The 26,274-nt window shown below is 65.8% G+C and carries 27 protein-coding genes; 15 read left to right on the top strand and 12 right to left on the bottom strand.

Going from position 1 to position 26,274, the window contains the following annotated elements:
• Positions 1 to 23 precede the first annotated feature (23 nt).
• The 3 genes from WI560_RS28235 to groES all read right to left on the bottom strand — a co-directional run bounded on the left by WI560_RS28235 (position 24) and on the right by groES (position 3,444).
• Positions 24 to 1,235: a hypothetical protein gene (locus WI560_RS28235; protein ID WP_375305800.1), complete on the bottom strand. Its 1,212-nt coding sequence runs from the start codon at positions 1,233 to 1,235 to the stop codon at positions 24 to 26.
• Positions 1,236 to 1,376: 141 nt separating this feature from the next.
• Positions 1,377 to 3,008, bottom strand: a complete 1,632-nt coding sequence (groL, locus tag WI560_RS28230; protein WP_028134319.1) for a chaperonin GroEL — start codon at positions 3,006 to 3,008, stop codon at positions 1,377 to 1,379.
• A 139-nt stretch (positions 3,009 to 3,147) separates the two neighbouring features.
• On the bottom strand, positions 3,148 to 3,444 hold the full coding sequence (groES, locus tag WI560_RS28225; RefSeq protein WP_028134320.1) for a co-chaperone GroES: 297 nt from the start codon (positions 3,442 to 3,444) through the stop codon (positions 3,148 to 3,150).
• A 316-nt stretch (positions 3,445 to 3,760) separates the two neighbouring features.
• On the opposite strand from groES, the gene WI560_RS28220 reads away from it, so the two are divergent.
• Positions 3,761 to 4,282 carry a hypothetical protein gene (locus WI560_RS28220; RefSeq protein ID WP_257192650.1) on the top strand — a complete coding sequence of 174 codons (522 nt, stop codon included), beginning with the start codon at positions 3,761 to 3,763 and terminating at the stop codon, positions 4,280 to 4,282.
• Positions 4,283 to 4,443: 161 nt separating this feature from the next.
• Here WI560_RS28220 and WI560_RS28215 read toward each other — a convergent pair whose 3' ends face one another.
• Positions 4,444 to 5,229: a protein phosphatase CheZ gene (locus WI560_RS28215; RefSeq protein WP_028134322.1), complete on the bottom strand. Its 786-nt coding sequence runs from the start codon at positions 5,227 to 5,229 to the stop codon at positions 4,444 to 4,446.
• A gap of 317 nt (positions 5,230 to 5,546) precedes the next feature.
• Between WI560_RS28215 and WI560_RS28210 the strand changes: the two genes are divergently transcribed.
• Positions 5,547 to 6,374 (top strand): L,D-transpeptidase, encoded by an 828-nt coding sequence (locus WI560_RS28210; RefSeq protein ID WP_375305799.1) that lies wholly within the window; start codon positions 5,547 to 5,549, stop codon positions 6,372 to 6,374.
• Positions 6,375 to 6,446: 72 nt separating this feature from the next.
• Here WI560_RS28210 and WI560_RS28205 read toward each other — a convergent pair whose 3' ends face one another.
• From WI560_RS28205 to WI560_RS28185, 5 genes are all read right to left on the bottom strand, one after another.
• The gene (locus tag WI560_RS28205; protein WP_375305798.1) at positions 6,447 to 7,268 is read right to left on the bottom strand and encodes a DUF2076 domain-containing protein; all 822 of its coding nucleotides are present in this window, start codon (positions 7,266 to 7,268) and stop codon (positions 6,447 to 6,449) included.
• Between the two features lie 125 nt (positions 7,269 to 7,393).
• Entirely contained in the window at positions 7,394 to 8,239 is an 846-nt protein-coding gene (locus tag WI560_RS28200; RefSeq protein ID WP_375305797.1) for a ChbG/HpnK family deacetylase, read from the bottom strand.
• Positions 8,236 to 9,282, bottom strand: a complete 1,047-nt coding sequence (locus WI560_RS28195) for a glycosyltransferase family 2 protein (protein WP_257176449.1) — start codon at positions 9,280 to 9,282, stop codon at positions 8,236 to 8,238. The genes WI560_RS28200 and WI560_RS28195 overlap by 4 nt, the downstream gene beginning before the upstream one ends.
• Positions 9,283 to 9,383: 101 nt before the next feature.
• On the bottom strand, positions 9,384 to 10,361 hold the full coding sequence (gene hisG, locus WI560_RS28190) for an ATP phosphoribosyltransferase (RefSeq protein WP_028134327.1): 978 nt from the start codon (positions 10,359 to 10,361) through the stop codon (positions 9,384 to 9,386).
• A gap of 2 nt (positions 10,362 to 10,363) precedes the next feature.
• Entirely contained in the window at positions 10,364 to 11,515 is a 1,152-nt protein-coding gene (locus WI560_RS28185) for an ATP phosphoribosyltransferase regulatory subunit (protein WP_375305796.1), read from the bottom strand.
• Between the two features lie 648 nt (positions 11,516 to 12,163).
• On the opposite strand from WI560_RS28185, the gene WI560_RS28180 reads away from it, so the two are divergent.
• On the top strand, positions 12,164 to 12,667 hold the full coding sequence (locus WI560_RS28180) for a hypothetical protein (protein ID WP_028134330.1): 504 nt from the start codon (positions 12,164 to 12,166) through the stop codon (positions 12,665 to 12,667).
• Between the two features lie 202 nt (positions 12,668 to 12,869).
• Positions 12,870 to 13,688: a helix-turn-helix domain-containing protein gene (locus tag WI560_RS28175; RefSeq protein ID WP_375305795.1), complete on the top strand. Its 819-nt coding sequence runs from the start codon at positions 12,870 to 12,872 to the stop codon at positions 13,686 to 13,688.
• A gap of 1 nt (position 13,689) precedes the next feature.
• Here the strand turns inward: WI560_RS28175 and WI560_RS28170 are convergent, their stop codons facing one another.
• Positions 13,690 to 14,445, bottom strand: coding sequence for a 16S rRNA (uracil(1498)-N(3))-methyltransferase (locus WI560_RS28170; RefSeq protein WP_375305794.1), 756 nt, complete (start codon positions 14,443 to 14,445; stop codon positions 13,690 to 13,692).
• Between the two features lie 210 nt (positions 14,446 to 14,655).
• On the opposite strand from WI560_RS28170, the gene WI560_RS28165 reads away from it, so the two are divergent.
• Positions 14,656 to 15,309: a hypothetical protein gene (locus WI560_RS28165; RefSeq protein ID WP_375305793.1), complete on the top strand. Its 654-nt coding sequence runs from the start codon at positions 14,656 to 14,658 to the stop codon at positions 15,307 to 15,309.
• A gap of 140 nt (positions 15,310 to 15,449) precedes the next feature.
• Entirely contained in the window at positions 15,450 to 16,406 is a 957-nt protein-coding gene (ubiA, locus tag WI560_RS28160) for a 4-hydroxybenzoate octaprenyltransferase (protein ID WP_375305792.1), read from the top strand.
• 112 nt (positions 16,407 to 16,518) lie between these two features.
• Here the strand turns inward: ubiA and WI560_RS28155 are convergent, their stop codons facing one another.
• Entirely contained in the window at positions 16,519 to 17,037 is a 519-nt protein-coding gene (locus WI560_RS28155) for a DUF6101 family protein (RefSeq protein WP_375305791.1), read from the bottom strand.
• Between the two features lie 265 nt (positions 17,038 to 17,302).
• On the opposite strand from WI560_RS28155, the gene WI560_RS28150 reads away from it, so the two are divergent.
• From WI560_RS28150 to WI560_RS28120, 7 genes are all read left to right on the top strand, one after another.
• Positions 17,303 to 18,691 (top strand): TldD/PmbA family protein, encoded by a 1,389-nt coding sequence (locus WI560_RS28150; protein WP_375305790.1) that lies wholly within the window; start codon positions 17,303 to 17,305, stop codon positions 18,689 to 18,691.
• Entirely contained in the window at positions 18,678 to 19,487 is an 810-nt protein-coding gene (locus WI560_RS28145) for a 3'(2'),5'-bisphosphate nucleotidase CysQ (RefSeq protein WP_375305789.1), read from the top strand. Before WI560_RS28150 ends, WI560_RS28145 begins: the two co-directional genes overlap by 14 nt.
• Before the next feature lie 78 nt (positions 19,488 to 19,565).
• Positions 19,566 to 19,808, top strand: coding sequence for a DUF4170 domain-containing protein (locus WI560_RS28140; protein WP_028134338.1), 243 nt, complete (start codon positions 19,566 to 19,568; stop codon positions 19,806 to 19,808).
• The gene (locus tag WI560_RS28135; protein WP_375305788.1) at positions 19,805 to 20,524 is read left to right on the top strand and encodes a lysophospholipid acyltransferase family protein; all 720 of its coding nucleotides are present in this window, start codon (positions 19,805 to 19,807) and stop codon (positions 20,522 to 20,524) included. Before WI560_RS28140 ends, WI560_RS28135 begins: the two co-directional genes overlap by 4 nt.
• A complete protein-coding gene (locus WI560_RS28130; protein ID WP_375305787.1) occupies positions 20,517 to 21,833 on the top strand; it encodes a 3-deoxy-D-manno-octulosonic acid transferase in 1,317 nt (438 codons plus the stop codon). The genes WI560_RS28135 and WI560_RS28130 overlap by 8 nt, the downstream gene beginning before the upstream one ends.
• On the top strand, positions 21,826 to 22,842 hold the full coding sequence (gene lpxK, locus WI560_RS28125; RefSeq protein ID WP_375305786.1) for a tetraacyldisaccharide 4'-kinase: 1,017 nt from the start codon (positions 21,826 to 21,828) through the stop codon (positions 22,840 to 22,842). The genes WI560_RS28130 and lpxK overlap by 8 nt, the downstream gene beginning before the upstream one ends.
• 328 nt (positions 22,843 to 23,170) lie before the next feature.
• A complete protein-coding gene (locus WI560_RS28120) occupies positions 23,171 to 23,506 on the top strand; it encodes a GYD domain-containing protein (protein ID WP_011090245.1) in 336 nt (111 codons plus the stop codon).
• 1,199 nt (positions 23,507 to 24,705) lie between these two features.
• On the opposite strand, the gene WI560_RS28115 is transcribed toward WI560_RS28120, so the two are convergent.
• On the bottom strand, positions 24,706 to 24,933 hold the full coding sequence (locus tag WI560_RS28115; protein WP_257176465.1) for a DUF2093 domain-containing protein: 228 nt from the start codon (positions 24,931 to 24,933) through the stop codon (positions 24,706 to 24,708).
• Between the two features lie 195 nt (positions 24,934 to 25,128).
• On the opposite strand from WI560_RS28115, the gene WI560_RS28110 reads away from it, so the two are divergent.
• Together WI560_RS28110 and WI560_RS28105 are read left to right on the top strand one after the other, a co-directional pair.
• Positions 25,129 to 25,962, top strand: a complete 834-nt coding sequence (locus tag WI560_RS28110) for a dienelactone hydrolase family protein (RefSeq protein ID WP_375305785.1) — start codon at positions 25,129 to 25,131, stop codon at positions 25,960 to 25,962.
• A gap of 24 nt (positions 25,963 to 25,986) precedes the next feature.
• A complete protein-coding gene (locus WI560_RS28105) occupies positions 25,987 to 26,154 on the top strand; it encodes a hypothetical protein (protein WP_375305784.1) in 168 nt (55 codons plus the stop codon).
• Positions 26,155 to 26,274: the final 120 nt, after the last annotated feature.

The following is a 26,274-nucleotide window of genomic DNA, read 5'->3' as shown; positions in this document are numbered from 1 at the left end:
CGTCCGGGGCACGATAGTGCCGCTTACTTCCACACCGACTGGTCGGCGTCCCAGCGCTGACCCCTGAGCTCCTTCGCCAGCGCCTCGATCGAGCCGTTGTCGTCGGGCAGATCGCCTTCTTCGTCCAGGCTCGCATCATCGGAGAGCTTGAGCTTAGGCCCGCTGCTCTCGTCGGCCGTCGTCGTGGCGGGGCTGCCGATCCACAGCATGAGCTTGTCGGTGGCGCCCGGCCTGTCCGGCGAGACCAGCCCGGCGACCTCGATCGTGTCGGTCAACTCGAGCGCCGGAAAATCCTGGTTCGGCCGCTTGAACACCAGCATGAGCTTGCCCGTGGCGGAGTTGAAGCTCTGCGAGACCGGCTTTGCCGCGAGCGTCCGGCTCAGGACGTTCGAGACGGCCGCCGCCAGCTTGTTGCGGTTGATCCTGTCGCCCTCGCGCCAGTCGGCCGCGGGAAAGCGGATGGTGCGGTCCATCTCGGTCATGCCGGCGGTCCACCCTGCGGCCGTGACGCCGGGCATCGCCTTGAACTTCGCCAGCAGCGCGGCGGCGCGCTCGGGATCGACCGACATGTTGAGGGTCTGCTCGCCGGCGCGCAGCGCGTCGCAGCCGACATTGAGGCTGGCCAGCGTCACCTCGACCTCCTGGCCCTTCAGGCTCTTCAGGAAGTCGGTCGCGGCCTCGAGCTTGACCTTGACCGCGATCGCCTCCGGCGAAACGTCGGTGAAATCCTTCGGCTGCGGCGTGATGCCGTCGTCGGAGGTCTGGTTGTCCAGGAATTCCCTCTCGCTGAGATCGGAATTGTCGGGCGAGGTGACCTCGGTCACCGCCTGGCCGATGCTGATCTGGCCGCGAAACTCGAAGGTGTCTCCGCTCTGCTTGCGCAGCAGCTTGACGCTGACGGGCGCCTTCTCATTGACGCTCTGCGTGGTGCCGGTCAGCGTCTGGCCCGCGACCTGGAGATTGACGACGAAGCGGTCCTTGCGGTCGGAATTCCTCGCGATCGGGTAACAGACGTCGAGCACGGCCGCGGTGACCGTCTTGCCCTGGCGCGTCTCCTTCAGGATCACGTCGGCATTGCCGTCCATCAACCCGTCGAGGGAGGTGAAATAGCGCGTCTCCACGCCGCCGGGCGCCGTGGCCTTGGGCGACAGCTTCATCTGGGCGGAGGCGACCTCGGGTGCAGCCGCAAGCAGAGCCGCCAGGACAATCGTCAGACAAACCGGAAGCGCGCGCATCGCGAAAATCCCTGATCAAGAATCGGCGCGCCACCGTAGTGGGTTTTGGCCGTCGGTTGAATCGGAAAGCTGAAGGCAGGATCGGCAAAAAAGAAGGCCGCCCGGAGGCGGCCTTCACAACGCTGTAATGGAAGGACGGAGTTAGAAGCCGCCCATGCCGCCGCCGGCGGGCATCGCGGGCGGGGCTTCCTTCTTCGGCGTCTCGGCGACCATGGCCTCGGTGGTCACCAGCAGGCCGGCCACGGAGGAGGCGTCCTGCAGCGCGGTGCGCACCACCTTGGCGGGATCGATGATGCCCTTCTCGACCATGTCGACATAGTCCTCGTTCTGGGCGTCGAAGCCGAAGGTCTCGGACTTGTTCTCGAGGATCTTGCCGACCACGATCGAGCCTTCCACGCCGGCATTCTCGGCGATCTGGCGGATCGGAGCTTCGAGCGCCTTCAGCACGATGTTGATGCCGGCCTGGACGTCGTCATTGTCGTTGGAGAGGCGGCCGACGGCCTTCTTGGCACGGAGCAGCGCGACGCCGCCGCCGGGGACGATGCCTTCCTGCACCGCGGCGCGGGTGGCGTTGAGGGCGTCCTCGACGCGGTCCTTCTTCTCCTTGACCTCGATCTCGGTCGCGCCGCCGACGCGGATCACCGCGACTCCGCCCGCGAGCTTGGCGAGGCGCTCCTGGAGCTTCTCGCGGTCGTAGTCCGAGGTGGTCTCCTCGATCTGGGCCTTGATCTGGCCGACGCGGGCCTCGATGTCGGGCTTCTTGCCGGCGCCGTTCACGATGGTGGTGTTCTCCTTGTCGATCACCACCTTCTTGGCGCGGCCCAGCATCTTGACCGTGACGTTCTCGAGCTTCATGCCGAGGTCTTCGGAGATCAGCTGGCCGCCGGTCAGGATCGCGATATCCTCGAGCATGGCCTTGCGGCGGTCGCCGAAGCCCGGCGCCTTGACGGCGGCAACCTTGAGGCCGCCGCGCAGACGGTTGACGACCAGGGTGGCCAGCGCCTCGCCCTCGACGTCCTCCGCGATGATGACGAGCGGCTTGCCCGACTGCACCACCGCTTCCAGCACCGGCAGCATGGCCTGCAGGCCCGAGAGCTTCTTCTCGTGCAGGAGGATGTAGGCGTCCTCGAGCTCGGCGGTCATCTTCTCGGGGTTGGTGACGAAGTAGGGGCTGAGATAGCCGCGGTCGAACTTCATGCCCTCGACGATGTCGACTTCGGTGTCGAGCGACTTGTTCTCCTCGACGGTGATGACGCCCTCGTTGCCGACCTTCTGCATCGCCTGGGCGATCATCTTGCCGATGGCGGCATCGCCGTTGGCCGAGATGGTGCCGACCTGGGCGACCTCGGAGGAGGCGGCGACCGGCTTGGCGCGCTTCTCGATGTCCTTGACGACGGCCGCCACGGCGCTGTCGATGCCGCGCTTGAGGTCCATCGGGTTCATGCCGGCGGCAACCGCCTTGGCGCCTTCGCGCACGATGGCCTGGGCCAGCACGGTCGCGGTGGTGGTGCCGTCGCCGGCAAGGTCGTTGGTCTTGGAGGCGACCTCGCGCACCATCTGGGCGCCCATGTTCTCGAACTTGTCCTCGAGCTCGATCTCCTTGGCGACGGTGACGCCGTCCTTGGTGATGCGGGGCGCGCCGAACGACTTCTCGATGACGACGTTGCGGCCCTTCGGGCCGAGCGTCACCTTGACGGCGTTGGCGAGAATGTCGACGCCGCGCAGCATGCGATCGCGCGCGTCTCCGGAAAACTTGACCTCTTTGGCAGCCATTTCTGCAATCCCTCGTGTTTCGTGATGTGTCTGCCGCTCGTTCGTCGCATCGCTTCCGGGGTCGAACCCGGCGGAATGATGGATGCCCGGATCGCGTGGATCCGGGCACGACATTCAGCGGCTGTTCAGGCGGATGGACTTAGGCCAGCACGCCCATGATGTCCGACTCCTTCATGATCAGGAGCTCTTCGTTGTCGATCTTGACCTCGGTGCCCGACCACTTGCCGAACAGCACGCGGTCGCCGACCTTGAGGTCGATCGGGGTCAGCTTGCCGGTCTCGTCGCGGCCGCCCGGGCCGACGGCGACGACCTCGCCCTGGGACGGCTTTTCCTTGGCGGTGTCCGGAATGATGATGCCGCCCTTGGTCTTTTCCTCGGCGTCGATACGTTTGACCACGACACGGTCATGCAGCGGACGAAATTTGGATTTAGCCATGACGTTTCCCTTTGGAGGCTCGCTTCGGAAGTAGTGGAAGTGGGTGCGGCGGCGCTTCCGTCCATCCCCTATCCCGAAGATCGAACGGCGCGCTTAGCAATCGGGCTTTCCGAGTGCTAATAGTGGGCTCGGAAATATGGCTTGGCCGCGATCCTGTCAAGCAAAGGTGGTTAAGCGATTGGTGAGGCGGATATAGGATGGTGGCATTGGAAACTTGTTCGGGGCGCCGACCTGTCAAAGGACGTCATTGCTCCGGCAGCTTTTTTGCGCTTGGCTGCAGGAGGGGTGCGGCCATGGTCTTGCTCGGGGGAATGCCATGATCAGTTCAGCTCACGCGCGCGCGGTTGCCAATCTGGCGGCCGCCTCTTGTCTGGCGCTGTTGCTGGGCGCCTGTGGCGGCGGCATGAGCCTGCCGTCCTTCTCGTCGTCCCCGCCGCCGCCTGAGGCGGAGCCGGGCGTCGCCCCGGAAATGCCTGCGACCATTCGCGCCGACGAGATCGTGGGCCGCTGGGGTCTGGCCTCGTTCCAGAACCCGGCCGACCGCGCCCGCACCGAGGCGGCCGCCCGGGCCCAGTGCAAGAATCCCTACGTGATCACCGCCGGTTCCTCCGGCGGCGTGATCATGCATCTGGCCGACCAGGCGACGCCCCAGGAGCTGCGGCTGAAGGGCTCGCCGAGCGGCAAGAACTACATCGGACCGGCGGGGCCGACCCCGGGCGACCAGGACCGCGAAATCATCTCCTTCGACGGCCGCGTCCTGATCACCCGCTTCATCGACAAGGACGCCGCCACCCGTTACGGCAACATGGTCTACGTCCGCTGCGCACCGAGGGCGTAGTCTCTCCGTCATTCCGGGGCGGTCCGCAGGACCGAACCCGGAATCTCGAGATTCCGGGCTCGCGCTTCGCGTGCCCCGGAATGACGAGGTGAAACAGAATCTCAAAACAAAAAAACGCCGGCCCAGGGGCCGGCGTCTTGTTTTCTGCCTGTCGCGTCCGCTCAGTCGAACAGCGCGTCGATGTCGTCCTGCGAGGCGTGACCGACGTCGCCGTTGAGCTTCGGGCCGTTGAGAAGCTTTTCGTCCTCGCTGCGATTGTCCACATGCGCCGGCACGTGGGACTTGATCGCGTCGACGCCGCCCCAGATGTCCATCATCGCATTGATGTGCTGCTCGATGAACTTCATCGTGGTCATGACCTTGCTGATGCGCTGGCCGGTCAGGTCCTGGAAGTTGCAGGCTTCGAAGATCGAGATGACGCGTTCCTGGATGTCGTCGGCGAGCCGCTTCTGCTGGTCGATCGAGTCCACCTTGGACATCGCGCTGGCGGCCTGGTCGATCGATTCCGCGGCTTCGAGGATCTGCTGCGTCGCCTGCTCGGTGCCGCCGACCACCGCGCCGAGCTCGCCATTGACCTTGGCCATCTCGCCGCCGTCGAAGCTCTTGCCGTGCAGCGTCGCGATTTCGCGCTTGGTGCGGTCGATGGCGTCGTGGATGAGGTCGAGCTCGACCTTCAGCTTCTCGCACTGCTCGATCTGGGCCCGATAGGTCTCGAGCATCGTGCGAGCCTCGGAAAGCTCGTGGGCGGTGGAGGCGTCGATCGCCGCCATGGCCGCGCTACCGGACAGCGGGGCCGCCGTTACGCCCTTCGCCATCTGCGCGCGGATCGCGCGTAGCTCGGCCATGATCTCGCTATGCATCGGGATTGCCTCTTCGGTTACGTCCAAAATCGGCATCTCGCCACCAGCGATATCCTCGACGCGAAAACGTTTGCGGTGAACAGCCATCAGGATACTCCCCCCACCTCACACACGCGTCTTTGTAGGCAGAAGCGATTTAACACGAAGTTCACAGCCGGAACTGTTGTGCGGGCGTCGCGCGCCGCGTTGCAAAGAAGCGATTAACCATGGCCGTGCCGCGTTCATCGAAAATAAACGCTGATCGCCAAATTGCCGCTGCGCTCGCGACGTGGTGAATCCAAACGCGCCTTCCGTTTACCAAACAAAACGGCTTTTGCCTTTTATTGACCACGTCGAAGGGCGCGGATCAGCCACCGGCTCTCCACGACGCATGTGATCTAGACGAAACAGTACAGAGTACGTCGATGTTCAAGAAAATGTCTGTCGCGCTGCTCGGCAGCGCTTGCACCTTCATGGCTTGCGCGAGCGACGCCAGCGCCTTCGACAACAGCGTGCCGAACGATCCGCCTGCGGTGCTTTATGCGCCGCAGCTGCCGCCGGCGCCGGTGCGCGTCGCCTCCAATTCGAACATGGGCGGCGGCTTCATCGAATTCCTGTTCGGCGACGGTCCCGGCCGCGGTCCGGCCTACGCGCCCGAGCGGCCGGTGTATCAGCAGCAGCCGGCCTATTACGATCAGCGCCGCCTGCCGCCGATGGGCGAGCCGCAGATGCAGGGTGGGTATCAACAGGGCGGATATCAGCAGGGCGCGCTCCAGCAGGACGCGGTCGATCCGCGGCAGCGCCAGCTCGATCCGAAATTCGAGAAACAACTCGTTGACTATAGCGGCAAGGAAAGTCCCGGCACGATCGTGGTCGATACCCCGAACAAGTTCCTCTACCTCGTCGAGGGCAACGGCCGGGCGATGCGCTACGGCATCGGTGTGGGGCGTCCCGGCTTCACCTGGTCGGGCGTGAAGTCGATCACGGCCAAGCGCGAATGGCCGGACTGGACGCCGCCGGCCGAGATGCTGGCGCGCCGGCCGGATCTGCCCCGGCACATGGAAGGCGGCCCGGAAAATCCGCTCGGCGCCCGCGCGATGTATCTGGGCTCGACGCTCTACCGCATCCACGGCTCCAACGAGCCCTGGACCATCGGCACCAACGTCTCCTCCGGCTGCATCCGCATGCGCAACGAGGACGTCATCGATCTCTATGGCCGCGTCAATGTCGGCACCAAGGTCGTGGTGTTGTGATCGCCTGAGGTGCGAAATGAAAACGGCCGCCATCCGGGCGGCCGTCTTTGCTTGCGCGGCTATCGAGCGACGTCACGCGTAGTCGCTGCCGCCGTCGTCGTCGCCGTCGCCGCCGAAATCGCTGTCGTCGGCCATATCCATGTTGTCGCCGCCGTTGTCGTAATTCCGGTCGTTGTCATTGCTCCGGTCGTCGTTCGACGCCTGGTCGAAGAGGCCCTGGCGGGAATCCCGGTTCGAGCCGATGTCGTTGAGGCCGGCATCGCGCGCGAGCGATCCGTCGGATTGGTCGCTGCCGCCCCAGGGACTTCCACCGGCGCTGCGGTCGCCGAGCGAATTGCCGTCGCCGAAGCCCTGCTGGTGCGATCCGCCGCCCATCATGCCGCGGATGCTGGAGAGCAAGAGCGAGCCGCCGACGACGCCAGCTGCGGCCGCCGCGGCGGTGCCCAGGAACGAGCCGCCGCCACCGCCGCCCACGGGCGGGGCACCGTAACCTTGCCCCGGACCTTGTCCGTAAGGCGGCGCGCCGTAGCCGGGTTGGGTCTGCATCGCCTGTCCGGTGTTCCACGTCGGCCGCGAGTCGCGCGGCGGCACGTTCGGAACCGAGCCGCGCGAGGGGCCGCCGCCGAACAGCGTGTCACGCATGGTGTCGAGGAAGCCGCCGGACTGTGCCTGTTCGGGCGCGTGGGCCGCTTCCAGCTCCTGGATGCGGGCATTCGCGCGCTTCAATGCCTCGTCCTGCACCAGCGTGGTCTGCACCAGCGCATAGACCGCGCCGGGCGCCTTGCGCAGGCCATCGGAGATCGCGGCGATCGCATCGGGATCGCGGGGTGCATTTTCCAGCTTTGAGAGCCGGTCGAAAAGGTCGTCGACGAGCTGGCGTTCCTGCGGCGTCATGATCAGTCTCCCTCGCGCAAAACAAGCGCGAGCCAGATGTAGGGTTCCATTGTGGCCCCAACAGTGCCGGCCGGATTAAATTTCGGTATGCGACAAGCTGCCCCGCGGCCTGCCTTCCGCCGTTTTCACCCCAGCGTGGCGCGGCTGTCCGCCAGCAAGCGCGCGAAGGCGTCGCTCGCGAGATAGGCGTGCTCCCGCTCCCGGACATCCGTCATCGGGTCGAGGCCGGCAAGGACATCGTCGACGAAGCCGGGATGGCACATTACGAGGCCGCCGTCGGGGAGGCCTTGCAGGAATTGCCGCATCAGCGCGCCGAAATCGGCCGCCCGCGTGAAATCATAGGCGCCGGCAAAGGCGGGATTGAAGCTGAGGCCGGCGTTGCCGGCGCGGCGGCGGAATTGCGCGCTGAGACCGTCGAGCACCATGGCCTTTGGCGTGGCCAGCCGCTGCCTCAGCGGAAGATTGCGGCCGCCCTGGCGGACCCAGGCGTTTGGCGCAGCCTCGGCCACCGCATCGACGAAGCCGTCGCGCACCTGCGGAAAGAGCTGCACATGCTGGTGACCGTCGACGAAGTCGGGGGCGCGGCCGAACGCGTCCATGAAGGCGGCGAGCTGCGCCTTCACCTCATTGCGGACGAATTCGCGGTCGAGCCGCCGTAAGACGCCCGCGCGCAACAGCTTCGGAAACGGCATGAACATGTCGCCGTCCAAGGGGCGGAAATGCATGGTGAGCGGCCGGAACGGCGCCGACAGCGTCACGTGCAATCCGATCCCGCAGCGCGGGCTCGCAGTCGCGGCGGCCTGGAGCGCTGCGACCTCGCTGCGCGCGATCGCAGGTCCCACCATCATCACAGAGGTGGCGTTGAGGCGCCCGCGTTCGATCAGGTCGCGGATGGCGCGGTTGACGCCCGGGCTGATGCCGTAATCGTCGGCGCAGAGCCAGATCTGTCGCGCCGGCGCAGCCGCGCTCATTCGGCCGCCGTCCTCTTGGCATCGTCGTCGGCCTTGCCCGCCTCGAAATGCTTCTCGCTGTGCTCGGCGACGAAGTAGATCGGGCGCGCCTTCAGCTCGGAGAGGATCTTGCCGATATATTCGCCGACGATGCCGATCATGATGAGCTGCACGCCGCCGATCGTCATCAGGCCGATCACGAGCGAAGGATAGCCGGGCACCTGCTTGCCGGTCGTGAGCACCTCCCAGAGGATCGAAAGGCCGAACAGGAAGGCGCCACCGGCGAGAATGACGCCGAAAAGGCTGGCGAACCGCAAGGGCGCCACCGAAAACGAGGTCAGGCCCTCGATCGACAGGCCGAGCAGGCTTGCGGCGTTGAAGGTGGTGACGCCATGGGCGCGCGCCGCCGGCTCGTAATCGACCCGGATCTGGCGGAATCCGATCCAGCTGGCGAGGCCTTTGAAGAAGCGGTTGCGCTCGGGCAATTGCCTGAGCGCGGCGACAGCGCGCGGGGAGAGCAGGCGGAAGTCGCCGGCGTCCTCGGGAATCTTCTGCCGTGCGCCCCAATTGATCAGCGCATAGAAGCCGTGCACGGCGAGGCGGCGCAGGAAGGTCTCGTTGTCGCGATGCGCCTTGGCGGTGTAGACGACGTCATAGCCGTCTTCGATCCAGTGCCGCACCAGCTGCTCGATCAGGGCTGGCGGATGCTGGCCGTCACCGTCCATGAACATGACGGCGCCGAGCCGGGCATGGTCGAGGCCGGCCATCAGCGCCGCCTCCTTGCCGAAATTGCGCGACAGCGACACCACCTGGACGTCGATCGCATCGGCCGGCAGGCTACGGGCGATCGCCAAGGTCGCATCCTTGCTGCCGTCGTCGACATAAACGATCTCGCAAGACAGCCGATAGCGCTCCCGCAGGGTTTTCGCGAGATCGCAGATTCGCTGATGCAGGCCGGCGAGGCCTGCCGCCTCGTTGTAGACGGGGACGACAATCGACAGCCCCTTCGCGGCGGCGGTGCTCGCGGTGGTCGTCATGCCTGATACGTCAGAGCCCAGCATCATCGGTCGAGGTTCCAGAGGCGTTCAAAGTCATCTCAACAGCATATGGTAGCTGCCGCTTGCTGTCGCAAAGCTGAACGGAAAAGCCGAACCGGCCCTGGGGCTCACCGCCGCAGGAACGTCTCGAGCTTCGCGAACAGCGGGTTCTCCCGGTCGAACACGTAGTCCAGCGAGACCACCGAGACGGTCTCGGCGCCATGCTCGCGCAGGAAGCTCGCCAGCGCATAGAGCTGCCCCGGCGGGCAGTGCAACGTCAGCATGCCTGACGAGGTCGGCCCGCCGAACGGAGCCTCGACGCCGAACCGGCTATGGGCTTCGCCGAGCAGGGCGGCGTCGCATTGCCGGAAGCGGGTGCGGACCTCGCGGTATTTGTTGGCCCGCGCCCTTGCGGCGATGTGATCGAGGATGATGCGTGCGGTCTCCCGTGCCTGCGGCGACCAGTCGGCTTCCTTCGAGGCGACCAGATTGGCCTGGCTGCGCAGGATCACGCCGTCGTCGAGCACCCGCAAGCCGTTGGCGGCGAGCGTCGCGCCGGTCGTGGTGATGTCGACGATCAGTTCGGCGCTGCCGGCCGCAGGGGCGCCTTCGGTCGCGCCGGCGCTTTCGACGATGCGGTAATCGGTGATGCCGTGGCTCTGGAAGAAGGCGCGGGTGAGATTGACGAACTTGGTCGCGACCCGCATCCGCATGTGATGCTGCTCGCGGAAACCCGTAGTGACGTCGTCGAGGTCGGCCATCGTGCGGACGTCGATCCAGGCCTGCGGCACCGCGACGACGACGTCGGCAAAGCCGAAGCCGAGCCCGTCGATCAGCGACACGCGCTTGTCGGCATCGGCGATGTTCTCGCGCACCAGATCCTCGCCGGTGACGCCAAGATGCGCGAAGCCGCGCGACAATTGCGATGCGATCTCGCTCGCCGAGAGATAGGCGACCTCGACATCGTCGAGGCCGGCGATGGTACCGCGATAGTCGCGGGCGCCACCGGCCTTCGACAGCTTCAGGCCCGCGCGGGCGAAGAAGGCCTCGGTGTTTTCCTGCAGGCGTCCCTTGGAGGGAACGGCCAGAACGAACGGCGCGCTCATGATCAGGCCCCCACCTTGCGGCCGATCCTGGTCAGCGCATCCACCCAGACCGAGAAGCCGACCGCGGCAATGGGTTCAGCCGACCCGAGCTGGGTCATCAGCCCGTCATAGCGGCCGCCGGCGACCAGCGGCTCGGCGCCGTTGCCGCGGTGATGCAGCTCGAATTCGAAGCCGGTGTAATAGTCGAGGCCGCGTCCGAACGCGGTCGAGAAGCGCGTCTGCTTCACGTCGATGCCGCGCGCGGCCATGAAGCCGACCCGGCTCTCGAACTGGTCGATGGCCGCAGCCAGGTCGAGCTTTGCATCGGCGGTGAGCGCGCGCAGCGCGGCGATGGAATCGTCGGGATTGCCTGATATCGACAGGAAGCGCTTGAGCACGGTGATCGCCTCACGCGGCAGCGCGCCGCCCTTCAGCGTCGACTGCTCGAGGAAGCGATCGGCGATCTCGGCGGTGGTGCGGCCGCCGACATTGGTGGTGCCGGCGATCGACATCAGGTCGGTGACGAAGGCGAGCGCGGCCTTGCGGTCGGAGCCGGCGAGCGCGGCCAGCACGCCCTGATATTCGCTGCGGGTCGCGGTGGTCGCAGCCGCCAGCCGCTCCAGGTCCTGCTCCAGGCTGATCTTGCGGTTGAAATCCTTGACCAGGCGGCGGCGCCAGACCGGATAGAGGTCGAGCGCGTCGAGCAGCGCGTTGAACAGCGCGACGTCGCCGGTGCGGATCTCGACGTCGCGGACGCCGAAGGCCGCGGTCGCCTCCAGCGCCAGCGCCAGCGTCTCGGCGTCGGCCGCGGCGCGGTCCTGGCGGCCGAACGATTCGATGCCGGCCTGCAGGAATTCGCTGGCCTGGCCGCTGCGGTAGCGAAACACCGGGCCGAGATAGCTGAACCCAGCCGGCTGGCCGGCGCGGCTGGAGGCGAGGTAGTCGCGGGCGACCGGAATGGTCAGGTCCGGACGCAGGCACAGCTCCTCGCCCGTGAGGTCGGTGGTCAGGTACAGGCTCTTGCGGATGTCCTCGCCGGAGAGGTCGAGGAACGGCTCGGCCGGTTGCAGGATCGCCGGCTCGGCCCTGACATAGCCGGCCTGCGCGAACGACAAGAGCAGCGTATCCGCCCAGGCGGCGGAGCCGGCAGCATTTGAGGTGGCAGTCGCGGTCATGACGGAGGTCCATCGTCCCGGTGGAACCGGGCAGGGCAGGTAAGGACAGGAATTGCGCAGCCCTTAGCATGGCCGGAAAGCGGTTTCGACCTCCAAAGGATCAATCGCTTAACGAGTTTGGCGCGAAGCAGGCCGGTCGGTCAGGTCCGCAAAGAAGGTCTGCTTTCAATTCGAATTGAGTAACATAATACCGCGGTTTCTTTGTTGCGGCTGGCGAGCCGGCGTCATTCGGTCGGCCGAGCGGCGTCTCTGACCGGCTCTAAGGCATCGGTCGCGACAAGGGCTGGTGTGGCCGCGGCGGACGTGGCTTCCTGAGCCAGCCGCTCTGCGCATTCGAGTACCTTCTGTCGTCGGCCGGGGTCGGTGAGGCGGAGAAAGGCCCTGATGAGGCGGAGCTCCTCGCACCGGCTTGCGTCCGGCACGACATCGTCATTCATCGCCTTGTCTCTCCCTTCGCGATCGTCACCTCGATGTGACCCGCGCTCTTCGCGAACGCATCGGCGCATGATGGGTCGATGCGGCCGACGCTCCGGCGTCACATTGAGAAACTGAGAACCGCTGGCAAGCCGCCGCATACTCATTTTGGGTATGGCGGGTGATCCGCTCGCTCCGGCCATCGTTTACAAGACAAATGCTGGTTTCCAATTCATGCGCAATACTTCAGACATCATCCGGACGGTCTCGCGACACACGCTGGCCTACATGCTGTTCTCGATGAGCGAGCTGTTCCGGCACTATGACGAATTCGATCCGCTCGACCTTCTGATCATTCATGCGGTCCTGAACGCGAACGTCATTCATGTGATGAACGATCCGGTGCTGGACGAGAAGTTCTCCAGCATCCACGCGGTCGAGCCGGACGTGATCAAGCAAGGCGTCTCCCGTGCGGCACTGTCTCGCTTCCTCAGCCTGCCGCTCGAGACGGTTCGCCGCCGCGTCACGGGATTGAAGCGGCGAAAGATCCTCGAAGAGACCAAAGCCGGACTCATCGTGACCGAGCAGAACGCGTTCAGGTTCGGAAACAACCACGAACTGCAGAAGACCAACATGCTGCTGCTGACCAAGCTGCTGCGCGATCTCAGGCGTGCCGGCATCAACGGGCCGGATGATCTGCGCGCTTCCAAGGCGGCCGCGGCAAGGAAAGCAAAGTAAGCGGCACAACATGAATCAGGGCGATATCGATATCGCGCGCAAAGGAGCGGAAACGCCGGCGGGCAGCCGCTCGACATCCTTCCAGCGTCTCAAGCCCTCGTCGGCCCTCGAGCTCCGAGCCTATGACATCGACCATTTCGGCGAAACGGAGAGATATGCCGGCGCGTCCAGCATGCCCTTGTCGCCGGGAGCGACGGCCATCATGCGTGCGCGGCTCGAGCTGCCGAGCCTGACCCTGTCCCTGGTGAAGACCTTTCCGCGGATCATTCGCGGCTATCAATTGACGAATGCCGCCGTCGTCGTGGTGCCGATGGATCAAGTCACCTCGGCCCGTATCAACGGGCAATCGATAGGGCATTCCGTCGTGGTTCTGAGAGGCGTCTCCGATTGCCTGGTGCACGAGCCGGAGGGCCGGCTGATAGCCGTCGTGTCTTTCACTCCGCCCCGGCGCGAGCCCTGGACGCAACTGGGTGACGGCTACCATCTGGTGAACCCGGCCTCGGACGTCCTTGCCTCGTTGCGCCGTCTGGTCTGCGTCACGCTCGAAATCGCAGCGCATGATCCGGACTTTCTCAACGAGCCGATGTCGCAGACCGCCGTCGAGCAATCTCTGCTCAGCACGATGGAAGCTGCGCTGAGCACTAGCGCAAAGGACAGACCCGTGTCGTCCACGATGGATGGCTATTGGCGCATCGTCGCAGACATGGAACGGCTGATCCGGCAGGATCTGACGATCTGGCACAAGACGCCCGAGCTCGCGGAGCAGGTGGGCGTCTCCGTCCGCACTCTCCAGAGCGCGACCCAGGCCATTTGCGGCCTCAGCCCGCATCGCTATAGCCGGGTTCTGCGCCTCTGGTCGGTGCGCAAGCAACTGGGCAACGGTGGGGGGCACCGCAGTGTGAAGGCCTGCGCGATTGCGCACGGCTTCGGGCATCTGGGCGAGTTCGCGGCGAGCTACAAGGCGGCCTTCGGAGAGCTGCCATCCGAGACCCTGCGCCGCGCCGTGCGGGACGCGATCTAGGTTAGCCCCCTTTACTGCCCCAATCGCCCAATACCGCCTGGACCAGTGCCAGCGCCGCCACGGCGGCGGTGTCGGCCCGCATGATCCGAGGGCCCAGGGCGAGCCGGAGGATCTTGGGCTGCCGCAGCAGCAGGGCCCGCTCGTCCTCGGCAAAGCCGCCTTCGGGGCCGATCAGGACGTCGATACCTTGTCCGGCCGCGCGCACGGCTTGCAGGCTCTGAACCGGGTTTTCGACCTCTGCTGCCTCGTCGCAGAAGATCAGCAGGCGGCCGGCCGGGCGCTGGCTGAGGAAGCGCTCCAGGGCCACCGGTTCGGCGACAGTGGCGATGCTCAGGATGCCGCACTGCTCGGCTGCCTCGACGACATTGGCCCGCATCCGCTCGGTGTTGACGCGGGAGGCCTGGGTGAACCGGGTCAGAACCGGATGCAGCGCGGCGGCGCCCATCTCGATGGCTTTCTGGACCATGTAGTCGAGCCGGGCGTGCTTCAGCGGGGCGAAGACGTAGGCGAGGTCGGCAAGCCGGTCCTGGGGCCGGGTCTGCTGGAGGATGACGAGGCCGTCCGGCCGCTTGCGGCCTTCAATGGCGGCCTGCCACTCGCCGTCCCGGCCGTTGAACGCCAAGACCTCGGCCCCGGCGGAAAGCCGCAGCACGTTGCCGAGATAATTGCTCTGGTCGCGGTCGAGCGGGACCCTGGCGTCCTGGGCAAGGGGGGCATCGACGAACAGGCGGGGGGCTCGAAAATCGTGGGAGGGCATCGTTCAAAAGTCCAATTTGGCGCCGTTATTAACCGAAAGCGGCCATTTCGGGGGTAAATATTGCCAATCCGCCGCGTCGGTGCGCCGCGCTCTTGCCCTATTCGGCGGGTTGTTAAGCGCCGGCGGGAATCGTAAAATCGCGAGCACGCTGGTTGCGCTTCGATTGGAAGACGCTGGACCCCGTAAGCTCCTGCCGGAGAGATTTTCTTGATGATCCGTCATTTGATGGTTCCGATCGCTGCCGCCATGGTCACCATGGGCGCCTCTTGTGCCTATGCGCAAAGCGCGTTCCCGGCTCCCCTGCCCAATCAGGCCCCCGCCAGTTCGCCGTTTCCGCCGGTGAGCGGTGCGGCGCCGACCGCGTCGGTCGGTACGACCCCGCAATCGTCATTTCCCGTGAACGGCGCGGCGCCGATCGGTGGGGCCGGTGCCTTCGGCGCGGCTCCGCCCACGCAAGCCGGTCCCGGCGAGGATTGCATGAAGGCCTTCATGCCCCTGCGCGAAGAAGCCGAGAAGCGCGGCAAGCTGATCAAGGCCGCGAGCGACCGTCACGCGCCGCCTGACGAGGCCTGCAAGCTGATCCGCAATTTCAGCCAGGCCGAGAGCAAGATGATCAAGTACATCGAGACTCACGCCGCCAAATGCGGAATTCCGGCGCAGGTCGGCGCGCAGATGAAGGACGGCCACAAGAATACCGAGGCCATGGCCAACAAGGTCTGCAACGTCGCGCAGCAACAGCAGGCGCGCCCCGCAGGCCCGTCGCTGAGCGAGGTGCTGGGGTCGGCCTCGGCGCCTGAGGCCAATGCCGGCAAGAAGGGCGGCAGCACCTTCGACACGCTCAACGGCAACGTCCTCACCCGATAATACACGCGCCGCCGATTTGAAGTTCCTACGGTGCTCGCCGCGAGATCTCATAGGAACTTCAAATCGATAAGCGGCACGCAAATTAGAGTTTTCTGGCTAGTGCCCTTGTAGTTTTCGAAGTTCGTACCGGATACGCCGCGATGGAATACGAACTTCGAAAACTGGGCACTAGCGCGTCCGCCCGCGTTGCCGATTCCACCGGCAACTGGGTCGATACGCTCGCGCCGCCATGGGCACGGCCTTACCTCCGCTTGTCCCGCTTCGATCGTCCGATCGGCTCCTGGCTGCTGCTGATGCCATGCTGGTGGTCGGCTGCGCTCGCGAGCGGCATGGCGCATGACGTCCGCGGACTGCCGCTCACCATCGTGCTGTTCTTCATCGGCGCCTTCGTGATGCGCGGCGCGGGCTGCACCTGGAATGACATCACCGATCGCGATCTCGACGACAAGGTCGAGCGCACCCGCTCGCGGCCGCTGCCGTCGGGGCAGGTGAGCACGAAGCAGGCGCTGGCCTTCATGGTCGCGCAGGCGATGGTCGGCCTTCTGGTGCTGCTGCAGTTCAACCGCTTCGCGATCGCGACCGGCATCGCGTCGCTCCTGATCGTCGCGATCTATCCCTTCATGAAGCGGATCACCTGGTGGCCGCAGATCGTGCTCGGGCTTGCCTTCTCCTGGGGCGCGCTGATGGGGTTTGCCGTCACCTTCGGCCGCATCGACGTCACTGCGCTGGTGCTCTATGCCGGCGCGATTTCCTGGGTGATCGGCTATGACACGGTCTACGCGCATCAGGACGCCGAAGACGACGCGCTGATCGGCATCAAGTCGACCGCACGCCTGTTCGGCGCGCATACGCGCCAGGCGCTGATCCTGTTCTACGGGCTGTCGGTGATGCTGATCGGCGTCGCGCTCGCCTCGGCCGATGCGCTCTGGCCGGCCTGGCTCGGCCTCGCCGCCTTCGCCGCCCATCTGGCGTGGCAGATCGTGCGCCTGCGGATCGAGGATCCGGATTTGTGTTTGCGCCTGTTCAAGTCGAACAAGCATGCGGGCTTGCTGCTGTTCGCGGGATTGCTCGCGGACGCGGTGATGCGGTCGGCGTAAATTCGTAGGGTGGGCATAGGCGCATTTGCGCCGTGCCCACGATCTCTCGATCATTGAAAAGAAGGTGGGCACGCTTGCGCTTTGCCCACCCTACGGCACCTGTGATTGCCGTCTAATTCCGCGCGATGATCTCGCGTTCTTCGCGATGCACGGGCAACTCGCGCGCCATCGCAACACGGCGGCGCATCAGGAATTTTGGGCGGCGGGCGCGGATCGCGTTGGCGCGGCGGCGGCGCGGTGCGGGCTTGCGGGCGCCCTCGTCGAGCTGCGGCAGCGCGAAGATTTCGCTCCAGACCGCCCAGGCCTGCGCGATCTCGTCGCCGTCGGCCCCGACCAGCAGCGGCACGGACAGCGAGGGATCGCGATGCACGAGGACGAGGGCTTGCGCCTCGTCATTGCCGCGCAGCGCGACGCCGGTGAAGTCGCTGACGCGGACGTTGATCGCCATCTGCATGCCGCGGACGGCACGGCGCAGCACGACACGTTCGCGATGAAGCTCGATCTGCCTCGTATATCCGTCGGCGCGCGGATCGTGCGCATCGAAGCGGACCGGAAGGGAAAGAGGGTCGAGCCGCAGCGAGCGGCTCGACCCGGCGGGGTGGGCCCCGCATGTTGCTGTTTGACGCCTCACGGCTTTCGTTCTCCCCGCCGGGATTATGTTCCCGGTCGATGCGAGGACCTTAGCGCGCGCCCTTCCGAAACCGCTTAAAAAGGCTGGTTAACCCACCGTCACTGCTCCTCATGATTGACAAGACCTTGGCGCGCATGATTGACGAGACGTTGCGCCGATGGTGAGAATCTGAGCTTTTGGCGGGCTGAAAATGCTTGAAGTCCGCGCGATCAGGGCACATCTGTGGGTTCCGGTCCCCGCACCCCGCCCCAACAGGATTTCGTTCGTGAACTCTTCACCGTCCGCAAGCTCGACCACAGCCAATCGCGACCTGTTCGATCAGTCCGCGCTCTCCGATCTCGCGCAGCGGCTGGTCGAGGCGGCCAGGCGCGCGGGCGCGGACGCGGCCGATGCGGTCGCGGTGCGCGGCGTCTCGCAAGGCGTCGAGGTGCGCGACGGACGCGTCGAGGAATCCGAGCGGTCCGAGGGCGACGATGTCGGCCTGCGGGTGCTGGTCGGCCAGCGCCAGGCCGTGGTCTCGACCAACGACGTCAGCGGCGATGCCGTGACCAAGCTTGCCGAACGCGCGGTCGCGATGGCGCGCGTCGCGCCCGACGACAAATATGTCGGCCTCGCCGATCCCGCGCTGCTCGCGCGCGATTTCCCCGATCTCGACCTGCTCGATCCCGGCGTGCCCGCAACCAGCGAGCTCGAGCGCCGCGCGCTCGCGGCCGAAGCCGCGGCTCTCGCGGTGAAGGGCGTGACAAAATCCGGCGGCGCCTCGGCTTCGGCCGGCATCGGCGGCATGGTGCTCGTCACCTCGACCGGCTTCCACGGCTCCTACCTGCGCTCCAGCCAGGGCATCTCGGCCACCGCCATCTCGGGCGAGGGCACCGGCATGGAGCGCGACTACGACTTCACCTCGGCGCCGCATGCCGCCGACCTGTTGTCGCCGGAAGCCGTCGGCCGTTCCGCCGGCGAGCGCACCGTGGCGCGCTCCAATCCGCGCAAGGTCGAAACTTGCAAGGTCCCCGTCGTGTTCGATCCGCGCGTTGCCGGCTCGCTGGTCGGTCATCTCGTCGGCGCCATCAACGGCGCCTCGATCGCGCGCAAGACCAGCTTCCTGAAGGACAAGCTCGGCCAGCAGCTGTTCGCGAACAACATCCGCATCATCGACGATCCCCTGCGCAAGCGCGGCCTGCGCTCGCAGACCTTCGATGCCGAGGGCGTCGCGGTGAAGAGAACCGCGCTGGTCGACGAGGGCGTGCTGACGACCTGGCTGCTCGATTGCGCCACCGCGCGCGAGCTTGGCCTCGTCACCACCGGCCACGCCCATCGCGGCGTTTCCTCCTCGCCCTCGCCCGGGCCGTACAATCTGCATCTGGAGCCCGGCACGCCGAGCCCGGCCGAGCTGATCTCCGACATCAGCCAAGGTTTTTACGTCACCGATCTGATCGGCTCCGGCGTCAACGGCGTGACCGGCGATTACAGCCGCGGCGCCTCCGGCTTCTGGATCGAGAACGGCGAGATCACCTATCCCGTCAGCGAAGTCACCATCGCCGGCCATCTGTTCGAGATCTTCAAGTCGATGCAGCCCGCGAACAATCTCGAATTCCGCTACGGCATCAATGCGCCGACGGTGCGCATCGAGGGTTTGACGCTTGGCGGACGCTGACGCGAACGACACGATCCTGGCGCGCGACGCGGCGCTGCTGCAGGACACGGTGCGGGAGGCGGGCGCGCTGGCGCAGTCGATGTTCCGCACCGAGCTGAAGAAGTGGACCAAGGGCGCGTCCTCGCCGGTCTCGGAGGCCGACATCGCCGTCAACGATCTGCTCGAAACGCGCTTGCGCAGCGCGACGCCTGATTATGGCTGGCTGTCCGAGGAGAGCGCCGATGACGCTGACCGGCTGTCGCGGCGGCTGACCTGGATCGTCGATCCCATCGACGGCACCCGCAACTATCTCGGCGGCCATGACGAATGGTGCGTCAGCGTCGCACTGGTCGCGGATGCCGCGCCCGTGCTGGCCGCGGTGTTCGCGCCGACGACCGGCGAGTTCTTCTTCGCCGCGCGCGGACGAGGCACGACGCTCAACGACAAGCCGGTGCGGGCGACCTCAGGAGCCGAGCTGGATTTTGCCCGCGTCGCGGGGCCGAAGCCGCTGGTCGAGCGCCTGAAGCCGTCGCTTGGCGACATCAAGCTGCATCCGCGAATCGGCTCGCTGGCGCTGCGGCTGTGCCGGGTCGCCCATGGCGCGCTGGATGCGGCTTTTGCGGGGGGCAACAGCCACGATTGGGACCTTGCGGCGGCCGATTTGATCGTGCAGGAAGCCGATGGTAGGATGAGCGACCTCTCCGGAGAACCCATCCTCTATAACCGCCGGGAAGTGGCGCACGGGGTGCTGGTGGCAGCGGGACGCGATCGTCATGCGGGCATTGTCGCGCATTTTCGAAACCGCCCCTTGGCCTGAAGCGCCCGTCGTCGTGCCTGTCGAACACTGTGCTTGTCGAACACTGCTTTGCCGGGCAGCCCGTTAGGAACAGAACTGATGCCAGATAGTGCCCCGCAACAATTGCTTCACCTCGTCATCGGCGGCGAGCTCGTCGATCTCGAGCAGAACGTCTTCAAGAATCTCGACGACGTCGAGATCGTCGGCCTCTATCCGAATTACGCCACCGCCCACGCCGCTTGGCGGGCCAAGGCGCAGAGCACGGTCGACAACGCGCAGATGCGCTATTTCATCGTCCATCTCCATCGGCTGCTCGACCCGAATCAAGAACCGGCACGTTGAAAAGACTGCTTCGCAATACGCTGCGGAGCAGCTGGTTTCAGCGTGCCGTCGGGGTTCTGGCGGCCGAATATCTGCGCCTGGTCTGGCGGACCAACAAGTTCACGCTGGATCCGCCCGACGTCTATGAACGCGTCGAGCCGCAGCTCCCGGCGATCTTCGCCTTCTGGCACGGCCAGCATTTCCTCACGCCCTTCATCAAGAACCAGAACAAGGCCTCCTATCGGGCCAAGGTCCTGATCTCCCGTCACCGCGACGGCGAGTTCAACGCCATCGCGGTGGAGCGGCTCGGCATCGGCCTGATCCGCGGTTCCGGCGATCATGGCGGCGCCTTTCACCGCAAGGGCGGAGTCGGCGCCTTCAAGGAAATGGTGCGGACGCTCCAGGACGGTTGTAATGTCGCGCTGACTGCCGATGTCCCCAAGCGCGCGCGCGTGGCCGGGCTCGGCATCATCATGTTGGCACGGGAATCGGGGCGGCCGATCATGCCTTTCGCGATGGCGACCAGCCGCTTCATCCGGCTGAAGAACTGGGACCGCACCACCATCAACCTGCCGTTCGGGCGGGGCGCCCTGGTCGGCATCAAGGAAATCCACGTTCCCCCAGATGCCGACGCCGCCACGATGGAAGCGTTGCGGCTGGAGCTGGAAGAGACGTTGAACGAGGCGACCCGCCGCGCCTACGCGCAGCTCGGCCGTCCGGGGCCGCAAGATGGCTAAATCGCTGCCCATTGCGCTGCCGATGACGTTGCGGATGTATCGGCGCCTGGCCGCGGGCCTGGTGCCGCTTGCGCCTGCGCTGATCAAGCGGCGGCTGAGGCAGGGCAAGGAAGACCCCGCGCGCGTCGGCGAGCGGCGCGGCATCTCACGCGACGTGCGGCCGCATGGCCCGCTGGTCTGGATCCACGGCGCCAGTGTCGGCGAGGTGCTGGCCGCGGCGGCGCTGATCGAGCGCTTGCGCGATCTCAACCTGCGCATCCTGCTCACCTCGGGCACCGTCACCTCGGCTGCCGTGGTCGCAAAGCGCTTTCCGCCCGACGTCATCCATCAATACGTGCCGTATGATTCGCCGCGCTACGTCGCGCGCTTCCTCGACCATTGGAAGCCGTCGCTGGCCCTGTTCATCGAATCCGATCTGTGGCCGAACCTGATCCTGGCCGGGGCGGCGCGCCGCGTGCCGATGGTGCTGATCAACGGGCGGATGTCGCCGCGCTCCTTCCCGCGCTGGCAGCGCATGCACGGCACCATCTCGGCGCTGCTGTCGCGGTTCGACATTTGCCTGGCGCAGTCGAAGATCGATGCCGAGCGCTTCTCCGCGCTGGGTGGCCGCGATGTCGTCACCACGGGCAATCTCAAGCTCGACGTGCCGGCGCCGCCGGCCGATCCCGCCAGGCTCGAACGGCTGATGGCGATGACGCGCGGCCGGCCGATCATCGTCGCGGCCTCGACCCATCCGGGCGAGGACGAGATGCTGGTCGCGGCGCATCGCAGCCTGGTCGGCTTCTTCCCGCAGCTCCTCACCGTGATCGTGCCGCGGCATCCCGATCGCGGCTCTTCGATCGCGGGCCTGGTCACGGCCTCGGGCCTGACGCCGGCGTTGCGCTCGCGCGAGGAGCTGCCGACCGCGACCACCGACATCTATGTCGCCGACACCATGGGCGAGCTCGGCCTGTTCTACCGCCTCTCGGGAATCGTGTTCATGGGCGGATCGCTGATCCGCCACGGCGGGCAGAATCCGATCGAGGCGATCAAGCTCGGTGCCGCCATCGTCCACGGGCCGCACGTCTTCAACTTCGCCGAAGTGTTCGAGGCGCTCGATGCGAGCGGCGCGGCGCGGCAGGCCGATACGCAGGAAGCGCTGGTCAAGCAGCTCGGCCTGCTGCTGGCCGAGCCGACCGTCCGCGAGAAGATGCAGCGCGCAGGCGCCGGTGTGGTCGAGCAGCTCGGCGGCGCGCTGGATCGCACCATGACGGCGCTCGAGCCCTATCTGCTGCAATTGCGGATCGAGATGGGGGCCGCCAATGCGTGAGCCGGCCTTCTGGTACCGGCCACGTTCTCTTGCCTCATATGCGTTTTGGCCGCTCGGAGCGCTCTACGGCGCGATCGCCGAATGGCGCATGCTGCGCCAGGGCGCCGACGCCGGCATTCCCGTGATCTGCGTCGGCAATTACCATGTCGGCGGCGCCGGCAAGACCCCGACCGTGCTGGCGCTGACGAAGCTGCTGCGCGCGCTCGGCGAGACGCCGGTGGTGCTCAGCCGCGGCTATGGCGGGCGCCTGAAAGGCCCGGTCATGGTCGATCGCGCCCGCCACAACGCGGCCGATGTCGGCGACGAGCCCTTGATGATGGCGCGCGACGTCCCGGTCGCGGTGGCGCGCGACCGTCTTGACGGCGTCGCGCTGGCGAAGTCGCAAGGCGCCACCATGATCGTGATGGACGACGGTTTTCAGAATCCGCGCCTGCTCAAGGACGCCTCGCTGATCGTGATCGACAGCGAGCGCGGCCTCGGCAATGGCGAGGTGTTTCCCGCCGGCCCCTTGCGCGCGCCGTTGCAGCCGCAGCTCGCGCGCACCGACGCGCTGGTGCTGATCGGCGACGGCCGCGCCGCCAACGACGTCGCCGCCGAGCTCGCCAAGCGCAACAAGCCCGAGCTGCGCGCGCGGCTGAAGCCGGATCCGGCCTCGCTCGCGCGGTTGCTCGGCCAGAAGGTGTTCGCCTTCGCCGGCATCGGTGATCCCGGACGCTTCTTCCGGACCCTTAGCGCCTGCGGCATCGAGGTCGCGCGCACCCGCGCCTTCGCCGATCATCACATGTTCTCGGGCGAGGAGATCGCAGCCCTCGCGGCGGAGGCCCTGCGCGAGCAGCTCACGCTGGTGACGACGGAAAAGGACCTCGTACGCCTGCGCGGCAGAGAGGGCGTGCCCGACGACATCGTGCCGTTTGCCGTCCATCTCGAGTTCGACGATCCCGACGCGCTGCGGCAGTTGATCGGCGACCAGCTCTACAGGGCGCGCGAGCGAAGATTCGGCAGGCGATGATCTCGTAGAGAGGCAAGGCTATTCCGCGAAGATTGCGCCTCGCGCTTTCCTGCGCGAACGCAACGTGTGATGGCGAATTGATTGGCGCGATGCGATGTGTGAACCGAGCTGTCATGTCGCGGGCGACAAAGTCTCTTCCGCACGTCCGGGAGTTGATGTAGCCTTTCATGAGAGCCGTCACCGGGACGTGCCGAACTCCCGGAAATTATCGGCGGCGTTTATGCCCACGGCGGGCAGTGTATCTTCATCATTTCAGGTGCGATGGCCGTAACGACCAGCTCGGAACGGCACGAAGAGGTATTGCTAAGAGTTCAGAGGAGAACATGCCATGCATTTTTGCCTCACCGGACAATACACACCACGCGCGCTCAACGCGATCTTGGAAAATCCCACGACCAATCGCCAGGAAGCGGCCAGGAAACTCATCGAGGCGGCCGGCGGAAAGCTGATTTCGATGTACAGCGTTGCGGCCGACGGCCCAGGGGTCCTGGTGATTTTCGATGTGCCTGATCCCAGTGCGGCTCCGGCCATTTCCGGACTGACCGTTACGGCAGGCACCCTGCAGAACGTGAAGCTGACCCGGTTGTTCACGCAGGACGAGATCAAGCAGGTCCGCCAGAACGCGGCGAAGCTGCGCTCCTCATATACTCCGCCCGGAGGCTGACATCCGGATCTCGAGCGTTGCCGCCGCAGGCGTTGCAGGCGGCGGCAACGCTCACATCGCAGAACAATCAATTCTGCAAGCCGAGGCGAGACGAAGGTCTCGCGTCCGTCGACGGACGATGCAATGCGGTGCGTGCTGCGTCCGGTGTCATGGGTCGGATGGACGTGCTTGCCAGCAGCCTCGGTTCCCCGCGGCGATCGTGCTTCAGCAGTCAGTTATGCTCACCACGCCCCAGCGGCCATCATTCCGACAATGGTCAGGCACGAGAGGCAGGCCACCATGACAGCATAATATTCGGGTGTATTCATTGCAGGCTCCCAAACTGTTGCCAATTGCTTGGTCATTGCTACGCGGGAGAGGTTGTCCGTCGTCGGGCCGCTTCAGTGCGGCGCGCGGTAATCGGGTTGGCGATGTATGTCCGTCTTGTCGTCGTCACCCCGATCCGCAGGATGATGATCCGCGTCCAGCGCCTGAGCGCGTTCAGTCGCGATCAGAAGCTGTTTCCGCATTTCAGCAAGACGGGCGCGACAATATTCTCGATAGAGCAACTCTAATATGGCGGGCATGATCACCCCCATCGTTTGGCTTTATATTCCGCCGCGAATTTTCCTGGTGAACGTAGCCGTCCAGATGACTCTTCGATATGAGCCCGTTCACAGACTGCGCCAATTCCAAAGCTCGATGGTCGTTTGGTTGGCTTGATTGTCTGCGCGATAAGAGGAGCAGGGCCAGTTACCTAACATGTAACTATAGCAGCCCTCTGTTTCACCAAGACTTCGTCGAACAACTTAAGGGCGCCGAATCGCAACGAAGAATCCAACCACAGCGCGAAATGAATGACCACTGAGTGCACGCACTGTTCGATGCAACGCGGAGCGGCGTGGCGGAGATGATCTTGGTGCAGGATGTGCTCGTGCCGTTGCCGCCACCGGAGCTGAGGTTGGCCGTTGGCAGGTAGATGGCGACGCCGAACGGACATTCAGCCGGCATTCATGGCCAGGCTCCTATCGATAGAGCTGCGTCCAGGAGAGGTCAGATGAAATTGCAGTCCGCGCGCGATGCTCCCGAGCCGCAATAGCCGAACCATGCCAAGAGCTCGATCTTGTAGGGTGGGCAAAGCGAAGCGTGCCCACGTGCTTCGTCGCGATCGTGCAGAAATGGTGGGCACGGCGCGTTGCGCCTTTGCCCACCCTGCGGGATCATTCCTGCGGTTTCGGCGCGCCGGGAAAATGCCGCTGCAAGACGGCGGCGGGCGTGGCGTAGGCCTCTTGCAGGTCCACGCTCCAGTACTTCAGCTCGTCGAGCGGGATCCGGACGTCCGTGATCGCGCAGCGCACGAAAGTCCCCGGCGAGATCACGCGGAAATCGCCGTCGAGATATTGCACCTGCGCTTCGCCATGGCCCGAGGGGCCGAACTTGTTCAGCACGGTCGAAAGTCTCCGTGGAAGGCCGCTCGCAAGGAAACCCCTGGAGGGCACGATGTGTTGGCCGGGATGTAGCATAGATAGGGCGGCTTGTCCGCCCGGTAAACCCACCGGCTTGTGATGTTTTGCCGCCGCTCCCGCGTGATCATGCCTTCCGCGAAGCAGCGCTGGTTCCGGCACCTCCTACGGCAGAGTCCGATGCGCCTTCGATTGACCGCCCTGTTCGCGATGCTGCTGATGTCGGCCGCGCGTGCCGCGCCGGCGCCGCAGCCGGTCGAGATTCCGCTGGCGTCGGGCGTCCTCCATGCGCAGCTCTACAAGCCCGACGGCACAGGCCCGTTTCCGACCGTGATCGCGCTGCATGGCTGTGGCGGGCTCAGCGGCCATTCCGATTCCGTCCTGCCGCGCTATCGCGACTGGGCCGAGCGCCTGCTCAAGGCCGGTAACGCGGTGCTGTGGCCCGACAGCTACGGCTCGCGCGAGCTCGGGCCGCAATGCCGCGTCAAGGAGATGCACGTCAAGGCGCGACGTGAGCGCGTCGGCGACATCGCGGCGGCGCGGGCCTGGCTGATGAAGCAGAGTTGGGTGGCGCGCGACCGCGTCAGCCTGATGGGCTGGGCCAATGGCGCCAGCGCGCTGCTCTGGGCCGTGCGTCCGCAGAGTGCCGCGCGGGACCTGGGTCCGGATTTGGGTCCGGATTTCCGCGCCGCGATCGCGTTCTATCCCGACTGCCGGATTTCCGCCGGCCTCGGCTGGAGCACGCGCGTGCCCACCCTGGTGCTGATCGGCGCCGATGACGACGTCTCGTCTCCGCCGGCCTGCCGCCAGATGGTCGAAGGCGCGCATGGCCGCAGCGCGCTCGCGCGCATCGTGGTCTATCCCGGCGCCGACCACGATTTCGACCGCGCCAACACGCCGCTGCACGCAGCTGCCGGCAGCGTTGATGCCGCGCCCGAGCGCGGCCATCCCGGCACGGATGCGCAGGCGCGCGCGGAGTCGCAGAAGGACGTCGTAAGGTGGCTGGCGCGGTAGCCGATGAGACGCCTTGGTTCGGCCATGATATCGATTCAACGCAATCCCATGCGCAACCGCATCGTCCTCGTCTCCGCACTGGTCGTCTTCACCGTCGCGCTCTTGCTGTACGAGGCCCATGCCGGCCAACAGCGCGCACCGGACCATTGCGGCTTCTGGACCACGATCGACGCGGGATTGTCCTGCCGCTGAAGCTTACGCTGCCAAATCCGTCACCCTGAGGTGGCCGCTTCTTCAGCGGCCCTCGAAGGGGCGACGGCCCGGCTTGGTCTCGGCCGTTCATCCTTCGAGGCTCACCTTGCGATGCGTTCG

This window comes from Bradyrhizobium sp. A11, assembly GCF_042077125.1.
Classification (GTDB): Bacteria; Pseudomonadota; Alphaproteobacteria; order Rhizobiales; family Xanthobacteraceae; genus Bradyrhizobium; species Bradyrhizobium japonicum_B.
This window is presented reverse-complemented; position numbering and strand designations above follow the sequence as displayed.